Source organism: Sphingobium sp. DC-2 (assembly GCF_000722555.1).
GTDB classification, from domain to species: Bacteria; Pseudomonadota; Alphaproteobacteria; order Sphingomonadales; family Sphingomonadaceae; genus Sphingobium; species Sphingobium quisquiliarum.
Genome location: NZ_JNAC01000075.1, coordinates 167,681 through 186,529, shown reverse-complemented (window position 1 = coordinate 186,529; position 18,849 = coordinate 167,681). Strand labels below are relative to the sequence as shown.

Sequence of the window (18,849 nt, the reverse complement as noted above, 5' to 3'; positions counted from 1 at the left end):
TGTTTCCGGTGACGGAGCAGGTAAAAGCCCTACTGGCCTTGACGCACTGGCGCGGCTAAAGAGCGTCGCGAAATGCATCGCTTCGCCAATCCCGCCCGCTTCCTGAAAATAGCACGGCCGCTCACCGGCTGGCTGTTCTGGCCGGGACTCCTGCTGCTGACGGCGGGGGCGCTGTGCGGCCTGTTCGTGACGCCGCCCGATTATCTCCAGGGTGAAACGGTGCGCATTCTCTATATCCATGTGCCCGCCGCCTGGCTGGGGATGGGGGGATGGAGCGGGATCGCGATCGCGGCGATCATGCAACTGGTGTGGCGTCATCCGCTGGCCGCCATCGCCGGACGGGCGATCGCGGCGCCGGGCGCGCTGTTCACCGCCATATGCCTGATCACCGGCTCCATCTGGGGGCGGCCGACATGGGGCACCTGGTGGGAATGGGACGGCCGCATGACGTCGATGCTGGTGCTGCTGTTCCTCTATCTCGGCTATATGGCGCTCGCCAATGCCAGCGCGCGGCAGGCGCAGGGCGGCGTCAGCCCCGTCACGGCCATTTTCGGGCTGGTGGGCGCGGTCAATATCCCGATCATCAACCGCTCCGTGGTGTGGTGGAACAGCCTGCATCAGGGACCCAGCATCACCATGCGCGGATCGAGCATCGACATGACGCTGCTGTGGCCGCTTGGCTTCACGCTCGCCGGCTTCACCCTGCTGTTCGCCGCGATCGTGCTGATGCGGATGCGCACCATCCTGGCGCAGGCCAAGGTCGAGGCGCGCATGCAGCGGATGGCGCGGGGATAGACGGCATGAACCAGTGGGCCTTCGTCATCGGCGCCTATGCGCTGACTTTTGCAGCGACATTCCTGCTGTGCCTGCGATGCTGGCGCGCGATGCGCAGTGCCGAAGCTGCTGCCCAGAAGCTATCGGAACGGCCATGAAGGCGAAGCATCAACGGTTGATACTAGTGATCGCCGCGCTCGTGGCGCTGATCGGCGCGGGCCTGCTCGCGGCCTCCGCGCTACGTGACGAGGCGGCCTATTTCTACGCGCCCGCGGACGTTCATAGCAAAGGGGTCGAGCCCGGAAAGGCCATCCGCCTTGGAGGAATGGTCGTCAAGGGCACCCTCAGGCACGCGCCCGATGGCGTCACCATCCGGTTCGACGTGACGGATGGCAAGGCGACGGTGCCCGCATCCTTCAAGGGGATAGCGCCCGACCTGTTCCGCGAAGGGTCCGGCGTCGTGGCGGAAGGTGCCTTCGACACATCCGGCACCTTCATCGCGACCAACCTGCTCGCCAAGCATGACGAACGCTATATGCCCCGCGAACTGGAAGGCATGAACTATGATGAGAAGACGCACGAGATGAAGGCAGAGCGTTGAGGATGGGCCTCATCATCGCCGCCCGCAGAGCGGGCGGGGCGCGTCCATGATCGCGGAGGCGGCCCTGATCGCGCTGTGGCTGGCGTTCGCGCTGGCGCTGCTGCAATTGACGCTGGCGGGCTTTGGCCTTGCGGGCGGGAAGCCGGAATTGCTGGCGTCGGTGCGGCCCGTCGCCGTGGCGCAGGGCGTGCTGGTCGGGATCGCCTTCGCCCTGCTGATCGCGCTGTTCCTGCGGTCGGACATGTCCGTGGCGCTGGTGGTGACCAACAGCCATTCGATGAAACCGTGGCTCTACAAGTTCGCCGGGACATGGGGCAATCACGAAGGATCGATGCTGCTCTGGGTCACGGTGATGGGCGTTGCGGGCGCGGCCGTGGCGCTGTTCGAGCGGGCCTTGCGCCGCGATACCCATATGGCGACGCTGGGCGGGCAGGCGGCGATCAGCCTGGGCTTCTATGCCTTCCTGCTTTTCTCCTCCAACCCCTTCGCCCGTGTCGATCCCCCGGCGCCGGACGGGCAGGGGTTGAATCCCTTGCTCCAGGACCCCGGTCTCGCCTTCCATCCGCCCACGCTTTATCTTGGCTATGTCGGGCTGTCGGTCGCCTTTTCCTTCGCGATCGGGGCGCTGCTGACGCGGCGGGTCGATGCGGCTTTCGCCCGCGCCATGCGGCCATGGGTGCTCGCCGCGTGGGTGCTGCTGACGCTGGGCATCACGGCGGGCAGCTATTGGGCCTATTATGAGCTTGGCTGGGGCGGCTGGTGGTTCTGGGACCCGGTGGAAAATGCGTCGCTGATGCCCTGGCTGGCGGCGACGGCGCTGCTGCACAGCGTCACGGTGCTGGCGACACGGGATTCCCTGCGCGCCTGGACGGTGATGCTGGCGGTCATCGCCTTTTCCATGTCGATGGTTGGCACCTTCCTCGTCCGGTCGGGCATATTGACCAGTGTCCATGCCTTCGCCGTCGATCCTGAGCGGGGCACCTTCATCCTTGTCCTGCTCGGCTTCTACATTGGCGGCGCATTGGCGCTGTTCGGCTGGCGGGTGGGGGCCGTGCGCGAAGGCGCACCGTTCGAACTGGTCAGCCGCGAAACCATGCTGGTCGTGAACAACCTGCTGCTGTCCGTCATTCTGGGGCTGGTGCTCATCGGCACGCTCTATCCGCTGATGACCGAAGCCTTTGGGCATAAGGTGTCGGTGGGCGCGCCTTATTTCGACCGGATCGCCGGGCCGGTCGCGCTCATCCTGATGCTCGTCATGGCGGCGGGGCCGCTGACGCGCTGGCGGCGAGACAAACTGGGCTTAGTAGCGCGGCGGCTGCTGGTTCCGGGCGCGATCGCCCTGCTGGTGGCGGTGGTGCTGGCGACTGTGGCGTGGGGGCGGATCGGCGTCCTGCCCTTCCTTGGCCTGACTGTCGCGCTGTCGGTGGGGGCGGCGAGTGTCGCTCCCCTGTGGAAGCGCAATCTTCGCCGCACTCCCTTGTTCACCTGGGGCATGGTGATCGCCCATCTCGGCTGCGCTGTCAGTCTGGCGGGGATGGCGTGCGATTCGGCCTTCACCGTGGAAAAGCTGGCGGCGGTGCGGGTGGGCGATACGGTGCAGGCGGGCGACTGGAAGCTGCGCCTGCTCCAGATCTCGCCCATTGCGGGCGATAACTGGACGGCGTTGCAGGCGGATATGGAAGCGGTGCGGGGCGGCGGCAGGGCTGTCACGCTGCATCCGCAATCGCGCTTCTTCGCTTCGCCTGCGACGGCCACGACGGAAGCGGCGCTGCTGACGCGCTGGAACGGCCAGCTCTATGTGGTTCTGGGGCAGGAGGCGGAGGATGGCCGCTGGCAGCTGCGCATCTGGTGGAAGCCCTTCGTGACGCTGATCTGGCTGGGCGGCGTGATGATCGCCCTGGGCGGAGCGCTGGCGCTGGTCGGGCGGGAAAGGCGCGGCTGGCTTCTCAAGTGGCGGGGAAGGGTGCTGGCATGAAAAGGCTGCTGATCTGGCTGCCGCTGGCCCTGTTCCTCGGCTTCTTCGCCCTGTTCGCCAGCGGCCTGCTGAAACCGGATGACCGGGTGATCACGTCGAAGCTGGTGGGCAAGACTCTCCCGGCCTTCTCCCTGCCCGCCGCCGCGAGCGACAGGCCGGGCCTTGCCAGCACGGAACTGGCGACCGGCAAGCCGCGCCTGCTGAATATCTTCGCCAGCTGGTGCCTGCCTTGTGCCGCCGAAGCGCCTCAGTTGATGGCGCTTGCGCAGCAGGGGGTGAATATCGACGCCATCGCCATCCGCGACGCGCGGGCCGATGTCGACCGCTTCCTTGCGCGCTACGGCAATCCCTATGCGCGCATTGGGCTGGACGCGCGCAGCAATGTCCAGATCGCGCTCGGCTCGTCCGGCGTTCCCGAAAGCTTCGTGATCGATGGCAAGGGGCGCATCGTCTATCAGCATGTGGGCGACATCCGCGCCGACGATGTGCCGATGATCCTCCAGCGGTTGAAGGACGCGCAATGAGGATGCTCGCCGCCCTGATCGCGATGCTGCTGAGCGCGCCGGTGCTGGCGCAATCCGCCCTGCCGCCCGCACCCTATGCGAACCGGCAGATCAGCGATCCGGCACAGGAGCGCAAGGCCAAGGCGCTGATGGAAACGATCCGCTGCCTCACCTGCCAGAGCCAGTCGATCGCCGACAGCGACGCCAGCCTGGCGGGCGACATGCGTTCGCAGATACGCGAGCGGATCATGGCGGGGGAGGAGCCCGAACATATCCGCGCCTGGCTGATCGAGCGCTATGGCGATTGGGTGAGCTATGAGCCGACGGCCGATCCGATCCTGTGGCCATTATGGGGCGCGCCGGTCCTGCTGATCGGCCTTGGCCTGCTGGTGCTGCGCGGCCGTATCAGGAGGAAGCGGCCATGACGGGATGGATCATCGCCCTGACGCTCGCCGCGTTGCTGATGCTGGCGCTGATCGTCATCGGCCGCATGCCGCGCAAGACGTGGGAGATTGCGGCCGCCGCCCTGCTGCTGGGCCTTGCGGGCTATGCTTGGCAAGGCAATCCGGGCCTTGCCGGTGCCCCGCGCCACGCGGCCAGCGCCGCGCCCGAAAAGTTTGACGAGCAACTGGCCGAGCGGCGGCGCGGCCTGGCGGAGCGTTTCGGCCCGGCCGGTCAATGGCTGCTGCTGTCGGACGGGCTTGGCAGGCAGGGCAAGACGAAGGAAGCGGCCAATGTGCTGCTGTCCGGCCTTAGGCAGATGCCCAACGATCCCAACCTCTGGCTGGGACTGGGCAACGCTCTCGTCGCCCATGCCGATGGCGTCGTGCCGCCCAGCGCCGATTTCGCTTATCGCCGGGCCATGGCCATCGATCCGAAGGCTCCCGGCCCCCGCTATTTCTACGGTCTGGCGCTCGCGCGATCTGGCCAGCTGCAGGCGGCCAAGGATATGTGGACCCCGCTGGTCGAAAGCGCGCCGGACGGGTCGGGCATCAAGGCGGAACTTCAATTCGCCATCGCGCGTATCGACATCCTGCTCGCGGCAGATGGCGCGGGGCGATAGCGAAGGGCTGTACGGCGTTGCGCGGGCCTTGCACCCATGATAGGGCGCGCCGGATTTGCGGGCTAGGCCAGTAATATGGCCAGCTCACCCTTGCTTGGGTGTCGGAAGCTTATGACGATTCGGCGTGTCCTTAATGGCTGACGCGACAGTAAGCATGGAATCGCACCCTGCGGACGGTCAAGAGCAGGAACATGGGCATGCGGGGCAGAAGGCCACGCTGAAGCTGGTGGTGGGCGCGATCGGCATCGTCTTCGGCGATATCGGCACCAGCCCGCTCTACGCCTTCCGCGAAACCTTTGCCGGGCATCATCATCTGGCGCTCGACCCCGATCATATATTGGGCGTGATCAGCCTGATGTTCTGGTCGATGATGCTGGTCGTGACGTTGAAATATGTCACCATCATCATGCGCGCCGACAATAAGGGCGAAGGCGGCAGCCTGGCGCTGCTGGCGCTGATCAACGGGCAGACCAAGACGCAGCGATGGTCGCGCGGCATCATCTTGCTGGGCGTGTTCGCCACCTCGCTTTTCTACGGCGATTCGATGATCACCCCGGCGGTTTCAGTGCTGTCGGCGGTGGAAGGGCTGGCGGTCTATAATTCAAGCCTTGAGCCCGTGATCCTGCCCGCGGCGGTGGTGATCCTGGTCGGGCTTTTCTGGATACAGGGGCTGGGCACCAACCGGGTGGCGTCGCTGTTCGGGCCGATCATGCTGATCTATTTCGTGACGATCGCGACGCTGGGCGTGATCAGCATCGTGCAGACGCCGGGCATCCTCTATGCCTTCAACCCCTATTGGGCGGTCATGTTCTTCGTCACTGACCCGTTGCCTGCCTTCCTCGCCCTTGGCGCGGTCGTGCTGGCGGTGACGGGGGCGGAGGCGCTCTATGCCGATATGGGCCATTTCGGCCGCAGCCCCATACGCGTGTCCTGGCTGAGCTTCGTGCTGCCTGCCCTGATGATGAACTATATGGGGCAGGGCGCGCTGCTGTTCCGCGAAGGGGCGGCCGCGCTGCACAGCCCCTTCTACCACCTCGCCCCGCAATGGGCGCAGCTTCCGCTGGTCGGCCTGGCGACGATGGCCGCGATCATCGCCAGCCAGGCGGTGATTTCGGGCGCCTTTTCCGTGACCCAGCAGGCGATCCAGCTTGGCTTCATGCCGCGCCTGCGCATTTCGCATACCAGCGCGTCCACCGCCGGGCAGATCTACATCCCCCTGATCAACTGGGGGTTGATGGTCATGGTCATCCTGCTGGTGCTGGTGTTCCAGACATCGTCCAACCTCACTGCCGCCTATGGCATCGCGGTGACTGGGGCCATGTTCATCGACAATCTGCTGCTGACGGTGCTGCTCTACCGCCTCTGGAAATGGCGCTGGTATTATTCCGCGCCGCTGCTGGCGATCTTCTTCCTGGTGGACGGCGCCTATCTGGCGGCCAATTTCACCAAGGTGCCCGATGGCGGCTGGTTCCCGCTGCTGATCGGCTTCGTCGTCTTCACGCTGCTGACCACATGGTCGCGCGGGCGCAGGCTGGTTCAGGACCGGCTGCGCGAGGCGGCCATGCCGATCCCGGTCTTCGTGGCGTCGGCGGCGAACAGCGCCGTGCGGGTGCCCGGCACTGCCGTCTTCATGACATCGACGCCCGATGGCGTCCCCCATGCGCTGCTGCATAATTTGAAGCACAACAAGGTGCTGCATGAACGGGTGATCCTGCTGACGGTCAAGATCAGGGACGTTCCGGTCGTGGAAGATGACGGCCGTTGCAAGCTGGAGGATCTGGGGCGCGGCTTCTTCCGTCTCGTGCTGCAATATGGCTTCATGCAGGAACCGGACGTGCCCGCCGCGCTCAAAAACGTTTCGGGCTGCGGCCAGGCGTTCAAGATGATGGACACCAGCTTCTTCCTCGCCCGCCAGACGCTGCTGCCATCGGCCAAACCCGGCATGCCCCTGTGGCGGGAGAAGATTTTCGCCTGGATGCTCCGCAACGCGGAAAGCGCGATGGAGTTTTTCCGCCTGCCCACGAACCGGGTGGTGGAACTGGGCAGTCAGGTCGAAATCTGAGCTTGAGCTTGCCCGGCGCAAAAAGGGCGCGGCCTTGCGACCGCGCCCCGCATCATTTCCGTCCTTTGCCAGCCTGATCAGGCGGCGTCGCGATCCTTGCTGATGTCGACGATCTGGCCGCCATTGATGGCGATCTTCTTCGGCTTCATCGCTTCGGGGACTTCGCGGACCAGTTCGATCGTCAGCAGCCCATCGGCAAGGTCGGCCTTTTCCACCCGCACGAAGTCGGCCAGTTCGAAGCGGCGTTCGAAACTGCGGTTGGCGATGCCGACATGCAGGAACTTGCTGCGGTCATTGGATGCGGACTCATCCTTGCGGCCGATCACCTGCAACAGGTTCTGCTGGGCGGTGATGTCGATCTCATCCGGGCGGAAGCCAGCGACGGCCAGCGTCACGCGATAGCGATCCTCGGACAGGCGTTCGATATTGAACGGGGGGTAATTGTCGCCCTGCTGCAACCTCGTATTATTTTCGATCAGGTCGAAAAGGCGATCGAAACCAACGGTCGAGCGGCGATAGGGGGTCAGGTCAAATCCACGCATTGTCATCATCTCCAACAGAGCAAAATGAACATGCCGGACCCGAAAAGGCGTCCGGCGATACGATGCCCGGCCCCATGCGGCGGCCGTGCCACGCGGATATGGTTGAGCGATTTTCGGGATTCAAGATGATGCACGCATGCAATGCCACTGGAATCAAAAGTGCCCGGACCGTGTTTTCACGATCCGGGCACTGATGGACGATTGCTCGTCTCCCCCTTGGTCTGCCTCAACCGCTTTTCAGCCCCCTAAGCTCAAAGCGGGATGCAGTATCCCTGAACCACGGCCATTTTTACCTGTGCTTCGACAAACTTGCTATGGCTCCAGCAGCCCGCTGTCACGGGCTATTTCCGGCCGCAGCCATTTTCCTCACGGCCCTGTGGCTGACTTGCAACAATCCGTGGCGCTTGCCGTTACCCGATACCCTGCTAGACGGGCAGGGCACATCCTTCCTCAAGGGGCCGTTCGCGCCACATGATATTATCTCGCTATGAACGCATGATCGCCAAGCGCTATCTGCTGCCCGGCAAAGGCGAAGGCTTCATCTTCCTTGTCGCTGGGATCAGCCTGGCCGCCGTGATGCTTGGCGTCGCCGCGCTCATCATCGTGATGAGCGTCATGAACGGCTTTCGCGCCGAACTGTTCGACAAGATCGTCGGCTTGAACGGCCATGCCGTGGTCCAGGGCTATGGCGGGCGGCTGCCCGACTGGCGGGCCGTGCTGAAGGAAGCGCAGGCGACGCCCGGCGTCACCAGCGCGACGCCGCTGATCGAACAGCCGCTGCTGGGCAGCTTCCAGGGCCGGGTCGAAGCGGTGCTGGTGCGCGGCATGACCGTAAGGGACATCCGCAGCAATGCGACGCTCAAGGGCAAGGTGCTGGCCGGCAGCCTCGATGACCTGACGCCCAATGGCGGGAAGGTGGCCATCGGATCGCGCCTCGCCGAAAATCTGGGTGTCCAGCTTGGCGACAGCCTGACGATCATCAATCCGGCGGGACGGTCCACCCCCTTCGGCACGGTGCCGCGCCAGGTCGCCTATCAGGTCGCGGCGATCTTCGAAGTGGGCGTCTATGACTATGACAAGGCGTTCGTCGTCATGCCCATGGAGGACGCGCAGACGCTGCTGCTGCTCGGCGATGTCGTGGGGATGATAGAGGTGGAGACGGTCGATGCGGACAAGGTCGGCGCGATCCTCCAGCCGCTGGCCGCCAAGGTCGCCGGCCGCGCGGTCGTCACCGACTGGCGGCAGATGAACGCATCCCTGTTCGAAGCGCTCGCGGTCGAGCGGGTCGCGATGTTCGTGGTGCTCTCGATCATCGTGCTGGTGGCGGTGTTCAACATATTGTCGTCGCTGATCATGCTGGTCCGCGCCAAGACACGCGACATAGCCATTTTGCGCACGATGGGCGCGAGCCGGGCGGGGCTGGTAAAGATCTTCATGACGGTGGGCGTCACCATCGGGTCGCTCGGCATGGCGGCGGGCATGGTGCTCGGCTTCACCTTCCTCTTCTTCCGGCAGAGCGTGGTGAACGCGATCCAGTTCCTGACCGGCCAGAATCTCTGGGACCCCTCGATCCGATTCCTGACGGAACTTCCCGCCAAGCCGGACCCGGTGGAGATTGCCATCATCTGCCTGATGGCGCTGATCTTCAGCTTCCTCGCCACGCTCTATCCGGCCTTCAAGGCCGCCAATACCGATCCTGTGCAGGTGCTGCGCTATGAATGACATTTTGAAGGTCACGGGGCTGCGGCGCAGCTTCACCCAGGGCGGGGTCACCATCGACGTGCTGCGGGGCATCGACCTCAACATCGCGCAGGGAGAGATCGTCGCGCTGCTCGGCCCTTCCGGGTCGGGCAAGTCCACGTTGCTCCAGGCGGTGGGGCTGTTGGAAGGCGGCTTCGACGGGTCGATCCGCATCGACGGAGAGGAAGCGGCCAGGCTGGATAATGACGGCCGCACCCGGTTGCGGCGGGATGCGCTGGGCTTCGTCTATCAGTTCCATCACCTGCTGCCCGACTTCAACGCGGCAGAAAATGTCATCCTGCCGCAGGTCATTCGCGACCGGACCATGGATGAGGCGCGGGCGCGCGCGGAGTCGCTCCTGACCTCGCTCGGCCTTGGCCACCGGCTGGACCACCGTCCAAGCCAGTTATCGGGAGGCGAGCAGCAGCGCGTCGCCGTCGCCCGCGCGCTCGCCAACCGCCCCGCACTGGTGCTGGCGGACGAGCCGACCGGCAATCTGGACGAACGCACCGCCGATATCGTGCTGGCCGAATTCCTCCGCCTCGTGCGCGAAGAAGGCTCGGCGGCCCTCGTCGCGACGCATAATGAAAGGCTCGCGGAAAAGATGGACCGCGTCGTGCGGCTGCACGAGGGCCTGCTGGAGGATGGATCAGGCCAAGGCTGACGCCCCGTCCCTGACCGCCGCGACGACGATCTGGTCGCGGCCCTGCGCCTTGGCGCGCAACAGGGCGGCGTCGGCGGTTTGCACCAATGTTTCCGCGCGGCCATGGTCGGGGAAGACCGCAAGCCCGAAGGACGCGGTTACCGGGCCGACTTCCTGCCGCCGATGCTCAACGCGCAGGTTGCGGATATGCTCCTGCACCTGCCGCGCCCGCGCCATCGCCTGCTCCAGGTCGAAGCCGGGCATCAGCAGCACGAACTCCTCCCCGCCCAGGCGGAAGGCATATCCATCCTCCCGCAGGGCATCGTTCAGCACGCCGCCCACCGCGCGCAGCACCGCGTCGCCCGCATCATGGCCATGGCTGTCGTTGAAGCGCTTGAAATGGTCGATATCGACCATCATGCAGGCGAGGGGAGACTTGTTGCGCTCCGCCCGCATGGTCTCATCAGCCAGCGCCGTATCGAACCGCCGCCGGTTCGACAGGCCGGTCAGCGCGTCCACCATTGCCATTTCGCGCAACGCATCGCGCAGCCGCAGGTTGGCGAGCGCAAGCCCGATATTCTCCGCTAGCATCTCCAGATATTTCTCGGCCCGTTCCCGTTGCGCGGGCAGGACGCTCGCCGGTTCCTCGAAATAGAGCAGCCCGATGCTTTCCCCCTGAACCGACAAGGGAACGCAGATGGTGGGGCGGGTCAGCCCTTCGCCCAGATGCTCGCAGGGAATGTCGATCATCTCGCCGGTCGGCTTGTGCAACTGGCCACGGCGCAGCGCCCAGCAGGCTCCGGGCGAAAACTCCAGCGCCGACGCGGCGGGGGACAGCCATTCACAGGCCTGCCGCATGGCGTTGCGCCGGGCGTCATGGATGTAGAGCCTTCCCGCAAAGCCGGTCGCGATCTCCGGCGCGAAACGGCGGACCACTTCGACAAGGTCGCTGGTGCTGTCGCAGCCCTGGAGCCGCTGGGTCATGCGCGACAGCAGATCGCGCATGATCCGGTCGGCGTCGCGTTCCTGCTCCAGCCGCTGCCTTTCCAGGCCGTTTTCCCGGAAGATGCGGATGGCCTGCGCCATGTCGCCAATTTCGTCCACCTGCGGGAAGTCGGGCGGGATCGCCTCGAAATCATGAGCGGCAAGGCGCGTCACGACATCGCTCAGCCGGACGACGGGGCGCAGGATGCGCTGCTTGAGGATGAAGTAGAGCACGCACAGGAACAGCAATGCCGTCGCGCCCAGCATGAATTCCGACATGCGCCGCCATTCGCGCGCGGCGTCGGTGGCGCGGGAAACGGCCGCTTCGGTGCGCTGGTCCAGAATATATTGGAACTTCGCGACCTGAGCCGCCGCATTGTCCAGCTCACGCCCATATTCATTGCCGAACAGGATGGCGCGGGCGGTATCGCCATTGCCCGCCTGCGCCGCGGACAAGGCGGCCTCCTGCTCCTCAGTCAGCCCGTCTACCCAATGCAGCGCCTGTTGCAGGGCATTGAGTTCGCCCGGCGTCGCCCCGGCGTCCTTGAAGTTCGCGATGCGCTGTTCGACGGAGCGGAGCGCGGCCTTGTCCCGGCGATAGGCGATCAGATGGGTGGGGTCCCCCGTAATGGCATAGGCGCGGGCCTGCTCGGTCTGGCGATAGCTGTCCTCCAGCAGCGCACTGGTCATCTGGTCGAGCGTGGCGCGCTGCTGGACGGCGGCGCGTTCGGCCTGCTCGGCGCTGGACGCCATCAGCATGGTCGCGCCCGACGCCAGCGTCAGCGCGACAGTGGCGCCATAGGCCCAGTTGGTAATCGTGGATAAACGCATCCCTCAGCCTTAAGCCCAAGAAGTTTGGGCTTGCTTAACCGATTGCACCATGAAGGGGGAAGGGCGCGGCTGCCGGTCCCTCACGCTCATGCGCCGCGCGGCTTGGCCGGGCGCTTACTCACAGCTTTTCTGTCGCCGGGGACTGGCGTCGAATCATGTTCCGCGCCTATCACGGCACCATGCCCCATGCCGGTTTCGTACCCCTCCGCGTCTTTTCCTCCTTCACCATGCTGGAAGGCGCGATCGAGCCGAAGAAGATCGCGAAGCAGGCGCGCACGCTGGGCTTCCCCGCTGCGGCCATAACGGACCGGAATGGCCTCTATGGTTCGATGGCCTTTTCCGACGCCTGCAAGAGCGAAGGGGTTCAGCCCATCATCGGCGCGATGCTGGGCATGCTGCGGCCGGGGCGGCCCGCCAACGCGGCGGCGGTGCATGACTGGATCGCCCTCTATGCGCAGGATGAAGCGGGCTACGACAATCTGTGCGCCCTTGTGTCCATGGCCCATCTCGAGCGGCCGGTGGACGAAGCGCCGCATGTCACCCTGGACGCGATGGAAGGGCGGACGGACGGGCTGATCGCCCTGACCGCCGGGGGCGAGGGGGCGGTGGCCCGCCTGTTCGCCGAAGACCAGCCGGGCGCTGCCTTGGCCTATACGGAAAGGCTGGAGGCGCTTTTCCCCGGCCGGCTTTATATCGAAATCTGCCGCCGCTCGGACGCGATTGAGGAAAAGGCGGAAGCCGATCTTATCGATCTGGCCTATGATCGCGACCTGCCGCTGGTCGCGACCAACCCCACCTGCTTTGCCGAACCGCATTTCCATGAAGCGCATGACGTGATGCTGTGCATCGCCGACGGCGCTTATGTGGAAACGGCGGACCGGCGCAAAAGCTGCCCCCACGCATGGATGAAACCGGCTGCGGAAATGAGCCGCCTGTTCGAGGACCTGCCCGAAGCCCTGGCGAACACGCTGGTGGTCGCGCAGCGCTGCGCCGTCGCCGCCCCCAAGCGCAAGCCGATCCTGCCCAGCCTTGCGGGCGACCGCGAAGGGGAGGAGCGGCTGCTGCGCGAACAGGCGATGGCGGGACTGGAAGCGCGGCTGGAGAAGCTGGGCATAGGCGATGAGGAAAGCCGCAAGCCCTATTTCGAGCGGTTGAAGTTCGAAACCGACATCATCGTCCAGATGGGCTTTCCCGGCTACTTCCTGATCGTTGCCGACTTCATTCAATGGGCCAAGGCGCAGGACATTCCCGTAGGCCCCGGCCGCGGTTCGGGCGCTGGATCGGTCGTCGCCTGGGCGCTTACCATCACTGACCTCGATCCGTTGCAACTGGGACTGCTGTTCGAACGCTTCCTCAATCCGGAGCGCGTTTCGATGCCGGACTTCGACATCGACTTTTGCGAAACGCGGCGCGGCGAGGTCATCCGCTATGTGCAGCAGAAATATGGTTCCGATCACGTCGCGCAGATCATCACCTTCGGAAAGCTGAAGGCGCGCGCCGTGCTCAAGGACACGGGCCGCGTGCTCCAGATGAGCTATGGCCAGGTCGACCGGCTCGCCAAGCTGGTGCCCAACCACCCGACCGATCCCTGGACGCTGGAACGGTCGCTGAACGGCGTGGCCGAATTCCGGGCGGAATATGACAATGACGGGCAGGTCAAGCGCCTGATCGACTATGCGATGAAGCTGGAGGGCTTTCCGCGTCACAGCTCCACCCACGCGGCTGGCGTGGTGATCGGCGATCGCCCGCTTTCGCAACTCGTGCCGCTATATCGCGACCCCCGGTCGGACATGCCGGTCACCCAGTTCGACATGAAATATGTCGAGGGCGCGGGACTGGTGAAGTTCGACTTCCTTGGCCTCAAGACGCTGTCGGTGCTGCAAAAGGCGGTGCAGTTGCTTGCCGGGCGGGGCGTTACCGTAGATCTCGACAGCCTCGGCTGGGATGATCCGGCCGTCTATGAACTGCTTCAACGCGGCGATACGGTGGGCGTGTTCCAGCTGGAATCCGAAGGCATGCGCAAGACGCTCGCCGCCGTACGTCCCACCAACTTCGCCGACATCATCGCGCTCGTCTCGCTCTACCGGCCGGGGCCGATGGACAACATCCCCATGTTCGGGCGGCGCAAAAACGGGCAGGAACAGATTGAATATCCGCACATCCTGCTGAAACCCATCCTGGAAGAAACCTACGGCATCTTCGTCTATCAGGAACAGGTGATGCAGGCCGCGCAGATCCTGGCGGGCTACAGCCTTGGCGACGCCGACCTCTTGCGCCGCGCCATGGGCAAGAAGATCAAGGCGGAGATGGACGCGCAGCGCGCCCGCTTCGTCGAAGGCTGCGCCAGGAGCGACATTTCGGCGGGCAAGGCCAACGAACTGTTCGATTTGATCGACAAGTTCGCTGGCTACGGCTTCAACAAATCCCACGCCGCGGCCTATGCCCTGCTCGCCTATCAGACGGCATGGCTGAAAGCGCATTATCCGGCGGAATTCTATGCCGCGTCGATGGCGTTCGATATCCATCTGACCGACAAGCTCACCGTCTTCGTTGACGATATGCGGCGCATGGGGCTGACCTGCCTGCCCCCCGACATCAACCGCAGCCTTGCCGATTTCTCGGTCGAAGCGATCGAACATGAAGGCGGCGACCCGCGCCTTGGCTTTGCCGTCCGTTACGCGCTGGGCGGCCTCAAGGGCGTGGGTGAAAAGGCGATGGAGCAGCTTGTCGCCGAACGGGACATGGGCGGGCCTTTCACGTCGCTGGACGATTTTGCCGACCGCATCGAACCGCGCCTTCTGAACCGGCGGCAGCTGGAAAGCCTGGCCGCGTCGGGCGCGTTCGACGGCATTCACCCCGACCGCGCTGGCGTCCACGCCGCCGCCGACACGATATTGAGCGTCGCGGCCAGCGCCGCTGAGGCGCGCGAAAGCGGGCAGGGCGGGCTTTTCGGCGATGTCGAAACGCCTCATGCCGACGTCCGCATTCCGCCGCATCAGACCTGGTCTACCGCTGATCGCATGGCGCAGGAAAAGGAAGCGTTCGGCTTCTATTTCTCCGCCCATCCGGTCGACCGCTATCGCCACCTTGCCGAAGCGCGGGGGGCGAAAAGCTATGGCGCGATCTGCGCCGAGCCGGTGGCGGAAGGCGGCCGCGCCAACGCCGTGATGGCGGCCATGGTCGAAGAGGTGCGCTGGCGCGAAACCCGGCGCGGCGCGCGCTATGCCGCCGCGACCTTCTCCGACAGCAGCGGCCAGTTTCAGGCGAGCTGCTTCGAAGAGGATGCGTGCAAGGCCATCGAGGATATGGCGCGCGAAGGCGACTGTGCGCTGCTGATGGTGGAACTGGACCGCTTGCCGGGGGAGGAAACGCCCCGCGTGACGATCAGGGGTATCGAACCCTTCCACCAGCTTGCCAGCGCCTCTCGGATGAAGCTGGTGATCGACGCCAGCGATCCGGGCGCGGTGGACGCCCTTGCGCAACTGCTGACGAGGGCGCGCGGCGGACGCAGCGAAGTGTTCCTGCGCGCGCCTGTACGGGGCGGTCGTGCGGCGAAGCTGTTCCTGGGCGACGATTATCTGATCGGCGCGGATCAGGTTGACGCCATCGCCCTGCTGCCGGGCCTCACCATCCACTCATTCGAAAGGATGGATGCCAAGGCGGATGGCTACCGAGCCCAGAACCGCCGGTCGGGATTGAGGCTGGTGGCAAGCTGACCGGCGCGAGGCGGTGACGCGCGTCCGGGCCAGCGCTTGACGCCGGATCGCGGCGGTCATAGCGTCCGGCCCACGTCAGCGCTCTATTCGGAGACATACTCCCATGGAAGAAATCGCCACGGAGCGTCCGCCCGGATACCGCTATTCGCGGCGTGGCACGCTGGCGCTGATCCGGGAGCTTTCGGTGATCGACGACCGGCGCAATGCGCTGCTGCTCCTTTTGCAGTGGGTGATCGCCATCGGGGCCGGGGCGATCGCGATCCATGTCGACCGGGTTCCGGTTTACCTGCTTGCCGGGCTCGTCATCGGGTCGCGCATTCAATGCCTGGCGGTGATGATGCATGACGCCTGTCACGGGATGCTGTTCAGCAACCGCCGCATCAACGACCTGATCGGCGATATATTCGTCGCTTACCCGCTCGGTTTCAGCATTCACCTGTACCGCGCAAACCATATGTATCACCACCGCTACACCAACACCCTGCGCGACCGCGACTATCGCGTCCAACGGAGGGACCCTGACCAGCATTTCCCCAAAAGCGGCCCCGCCATGGCCTGGCTGCTGGTCCGCAGTGCGCTTGGCCTCAATTTCCATCGGATGGCGCGGGACAGCCGGGTCTGGGCGCCCTTCGCCAACTTCCACAATCCCGGACGTTTCGGTTACGACTTTCCGCTGAGCCTGCGCATTCGTTACGTGGTCTGGGCGCTGTGTTTTTACGGCCTGATCCTGTGGTCGCCCTGGCGCTGGCAGATATTGGGCCTCTTGCTGATCCCGCAATTCCTCTGGGCCAATGTCTTCAACCGGATTCGGGCGATGGCCGAACATAACGGCGTCGCCAATGAGCGGGAACTTAACGGCACGCGTACCGTCATCCCCACGCTTCTCGACCGGTTCCTGATCGCGCCCTTCAATGTGAGCTATCATCTGGAACATCATCTGTTCCCATCGGTGCCCTGGACCAACCTTCTCCGGTTGCACAGGCATTTGATGACCGACCCGGCCTATGCGGCGGACGCGCACATCACGCGCGGCTATTGGGGCGTGATCAGGGAATTGATGCCCCCAGCGGCAGCAAAGGACACCACGCTTGCCACGCCCGCCGAGGCGAAGCCGTAACCTCTGCATTCATCCAGGGCCTGCCTCCAGCGTGGCGCACTGCCAGTCCACCGCCAGCATTTTCCCCATGATGTGGAAATTTCATTCAAGGCGTCCCATCTGAGACATGCTGCCCAGGCATCCGCAGGCATGCCAAGACTGAAACCATTTTTCGCTGGAAATGGTTGGATTCATTATCATGTCGAACCACAGCGCGCCACCGCCCGGAGCGGCCACCGACTGGACCATTCCGCAGGATTGGGCCTCCTACTCTGCGGAGGAGCATGCGACATGGGACCGCCTGTTTGCGCGCCAGGCCGGGATGCTGCCGGACCGCGTGGTCCCGGCATTTATCGAAGGCCTGGACGTCCTGCGCATGACCAGGCCTGGCATTCCCGATTTCGATGAACTGAACGATCGCCTGTTCAGTGCCACCGGCTGGCAGGTTGTCGCTGTGCCGGGCCTCGTCCCCGACGAGACGTTTTTCGACCATCTCGCTCATCGCCGCTTCGTGGCCGGGCGCTTCATTCGGACGCCTGAACAACTTGATTACCTGAAAGAGCCGGACATCTTCCATGATGTGTTCGGGCATGTGCCGCTGCTCGTCCACCCGGCCTTTGCCGACTATATGCAGGCCTATTGCGAGGGCGGCCTGCGCGCCGCCAAGCTTGGCATGATCGAGGCGTTGGCGCGCCTCTACTGGTATACGGTCGAATTCGGCCTCATCCGGGATGGAGGTGGAGGCGGCCTGAAGCTCTATGGCGCCGGAATCGTCTCATCCTATGGCGAAAGCCTGTTCGCGCTTGACGATCCGTCCCCGAACCGGATCGCCTTCGACCTGGAGCGGGTCATGCGCACGCGCTACCGGATCGACAATTATCAGCAGAACTACTTCGTGATCGACAGCTTCGAAGATCTCCTCCGGCAGACCCGCGACGCTGACCTGGGGCCCGTCTATGATCGGCTGCGCGGCCACGAACCGATCGACGCCGGCGCCCTCATGCCTGCGGACCGGGTCCTCCACGCAGGCACCCAAGCCCATGCCGAAGCAAGAGCAAGGGTATGAATCACTCATCATTTTGCCCCCGGAAAATCTTGAGAGGAACCGGTCCATGACCCTGTTCGACAATCCCCTCGGCCTCGACGGTTTCGAATTTGTCGAATTCAGCGCGCCCGCCAAAGGCATGCTTGAACCGGTGTTCGCCGCCATGGGCTTCGTCATGATCGCCCGGCACCGGTCGAAGGACGTGCAACTGTGGCGGCAGGGCGGCATCAACCTGATCGCCAATTACGAGCCGCGCAGCCCTGCCGCCTATTTCGCTGCCGAACATGGTCCATCGGCCTGCGGCATGGGCTGGCGCGTGCGCAACGCGGCCAAGGCTTATGAACTGGCGGTCGAACGAGGCGCCGAGCCGGTGGATGTCAAGACCGGCCCCATGGAATTGCGCCTGCCTGCTATCCGCGGCATCGGCGGATCGATCATCTATCTCATCGACCGCTACGAAGATGAGGATGGCGGCCTGTCCATCTATGATATCGACTTCGTATACGAGCCGGGCGTCGACCGGCACCCCGAAGGCGCGGGTTTCAAGATAATCGATCATCTGACCCACAATGTCTATGGCGGCCGCATGGCCCATTGGGCGAGCTTCTACGAGCGCGTCTTCGGCTTCCGCGAGATTCGCTATTTCGACATCAAGGGGGAATATACCGGCCTCACCAGCAAGGCGATGACCGCGCCCGACGGCAAGATCCGTATCCCCTTGAACGAAGAGGGCAAGGCTGGCGGCGGCCAGATCGAAGAATTCCTGCGCGCCTATAATGGCGAAGGCATCCAGCATATCGCCTTCCTGTGCGACGACCTCATCGCCGCGTGGGACAAGCTCAAGGCGCTGGGCACCCCTTTGATGACCGCACCGCCCGCCACCTATTATGAGATGCTTGACGAACGCCTGCCCGGTCATGGCGAGCCGGTCGCGGAATTGCAGAAGCGCGGTATCCTGCTAGACGGTTCGACGCAGCAGGGCGATCCTCGCTTGCTGCTCCAGATCTTCGGGCAAGCCACAATCGGGCCGGTCTTCTTCGAATTCATTCAACGCAAGAAGGATGAAGGGTTCGGCGAAGGAAACTTCACCGCCCTGTTCGAGAGCATGGAGCGCGACCAACTGCGCCGTGGCACCTTGAATGCAGGGGAGTCGGCGTGAGGTAAGGATCTCGGCCGTGCGTCGGTCAGTTTGTAGGGCTTCTCTTTTGGATTGGCTGATCGGCAGCGATGTCCGTTAGCATTCGCTACCCCAACGCAGTCGGAGCGTACCCTCA

General features: G+C 64.4%; 16 protein-coding genes. 14 read left to right on the top strand and 2 right to left on the bottom strand.

Annotated features, from left to right (window positions below):
- Positions 1–72 precede the first annotated feature (72 nt).
- From ccmC to ET21_RS0116795, 8 genes are all read left to right on the top strand, one after another.
- On the top strand, positions 73–795 hold the full coding sequence (ccmC, locus tag ET21_RS0116830) for a heme ABC transporter permease CcmC (RefSeq protein WP_030540605.1): 723 nt from the start codon (positions 73–75) through the stop codon (positions 793–795).
- 5 nt (positions 796–800) lie between these two features.
- Entirely contained in the window at positions 801–932 is a 132-nt protein-coding gene (locus ET21_RS28790) for a hypothetical protein (protein WP_272945222.1), read from the top strand.
- Positions 929–1,375 (top strand): cytochrome c maturation protein CcmE, encoded by a 447-nt coding sequence (ccmE, locus tag ET21_RS0116820; protein ID WP_030540604.1) that lies wholly within the window; start codon positions 929–931, stop codon positions 1,373–1,375. The genes ET21_RS28790 and ccmE overlap by 4 nt, the downstream gene beginning before the upstream one ends.
- Positions 1,376–1,421: 46 nt before the next feature.
- Entirely contained in the window at positions 1,422–3,350 is a 1,929-nt protein-coding gene (locus tag ET21_RS0116815) for a heme lyase CcmF/NrfE family subunit (RefSeq protein ID WP_030540603.1), read from the top strand.
- Positions 3,347–3,874 carry a DsbE family thiol:disulfide interchange protein gene (locus ET21_RS0116810; protein ID WP_030540602.1) on the top strand — a complete coding sequence of 176 codons (528 nt, stop codon included), beginning with the start codon at positions 3,347–3,349 and terminating at the stop codon, positions 3,872–3,874. Before ET21_RS0116815 ends, ET21_RS0116810 begins: the two co-directional genes overlap by 4 nt.
- Positions 3,871–4,278: a cytochrome c-type biogenesis protein gene (locus tag ET21_RS0116805; protein WP_030540601.1), complete on the top strand. Its 408-nt coding sequence runs from the start codon at positions 3,871–3,873 to the stop codon at positions 4,276–4,278. The genes ET21_RS0116810 and ET21_RS0116805 overlap by 4 nt, the downstream gene beginning before the upstream one ends.
- A complete protein-coding gene (locus ET21_RS0116800) occupies positions 4,275–4,916 on the top strand; it encodes a cytochrome c biosynthesis protein (RefSeq protein ID WP_030540600.1) in 642 nt (213 codons plus the stop codon). Before ET21_RS0116805 ends, ET21_RS0116800 begins: the two co-directional genes overlap by 4 nt.
- Positions 4,917–5,049: 133 nt before the next feature.
- A complete protein-coding gene (locus ET21_RS0116795; RefSeq protein WP_030540599.1) occupies positions 5,050–6,978 on the top strand; it encodes a potassium transporter Kup in 1,929 nt (642 codons plus the stop codon).
- Positions 6,979–7,055: 77 nt separating this feature from the next.
- Here the strand turns inward: ET21_RS0116795 and ET21_RS0116790 are convergent, their stop codons facing one another.
- Positions 7,056–7,520, bottom strand: coding sequence for an Hsp20 family protein (locus tag ET21_RS0116790; RefSeq protein ID WP_037471209.1), 465 nt, complete (start codon positions 7,518–7,520; stop codon positions 7,056–7,058).
- A gap of 471 nt (positions 7,521–7,991) precedes the next feature.
- On the opposite strand from ET21_RS0116790, the gene ET21_RS0116785 reads away from it, so the two are divergent.
- Positions 7,992–9,242: a lipoprotein-releasing ABC transporter permease subunit gene (locus ET21_RS0116785; RefSeq protein ID WP_030540597.1), complete on the top strand. Its 1,251-nt coding sequence runs from the start codon at positions 7,992–7,994 to the stop codon at positions 9,240–9,242.
- Positions 9,235–9,924, top strand: a complete 690-nt coding sequence (locus tag ET21_RS0116780) for an ABC transporter ATP-binding protein (RefSeq protein WP_030540596.1) — start codon at positions 9,235–9,237, stop codon at positions 9,922–9,924. The genes ET21_RS0116785 and ET21_RS0116780 overlap by 8 nt, the downstream gene beginning before the upstream one ends.
- Here ET21_RS0116780 and ET21_RS0116775 read toward each other — a convergent pair.
- Complete coding sequence (locus ET21_RS0116775) at positions 9,910–11,718, bottom strand: sensor domain-containing diguanylate cyclase (protein WP_030540595.1); 1,809 nt, start codon at positions 11,716–11,718, stop codon at positions 9,910–9,912. The two genes, ET21_RS0116780 and ET21_RS0116775, sit on opposite strands and share 15 nt — an antisense overlap.
- A 179-nt stretch (positions 11,719–11,897) precedes the next feature.
- Between ET21_RS0116775 and dnaE the strand changes: the two genes are divergently transcribed.
- The 4 genes from dnaE to hppD all read left to right on the top strand — a co-directional run bounded on the left by dnaE (position 11,898) and on the right by hppD (position 18,734).
- Positions 11,898–15,434, top strand: a complete 3,537-nt coding sequence (gene dnaE / locus ET21_RS0116770) for a DNA polymerase III subunit alpha (protein ID WP_030540594.1) — start codon at positions 11,898–11,900, stop codon at positions 15,432–15,434.
- Between the two features lie 103 nt (positions 15,435–15,537).
- Positions 15,538–16,551: a fatty acid desaturase family protein gene (locus ET21_RS0116765; RefSeq protein ID WP_030540593.1), complete on the top strand. Its 1,014-nt coding sequence runs from the start codon at positions 15,538–15,540 to the stop codon at positions 16,549–16,551.
- Between the two features lie 178 nt (positions 16,552–16,729).
- On the top strand, positions 16,730–17,596 hold the full coding sequence (gene phhA, locus ET21_RS0116760) for a phenylalanine 4-monooxygenase (RefSeq protein WP_030540592.1): 867 nt from the start codon (positions 16,730–16,732) through the stop codon (positions 17,594–17,596).
- 46 nt (positions 17,597–17,642) lie between these two features.
- Positions 17,643–18,734 carry a 4-hydroxyphenylpyruvate dioxygenase gene (gene hppD / locus ET21_RS0116755; RefSeq protein WP_021239491.1) on the top strand — a complete coding sequence of 364 codons (1,092 nt, stop codon included), beginning with the start codon at positions 17,643–17,645 and terminating at the stop codon, positions 18,732–18,734.
- Positions 18,735–18,849: the final 115 nt, after the last annotated feature.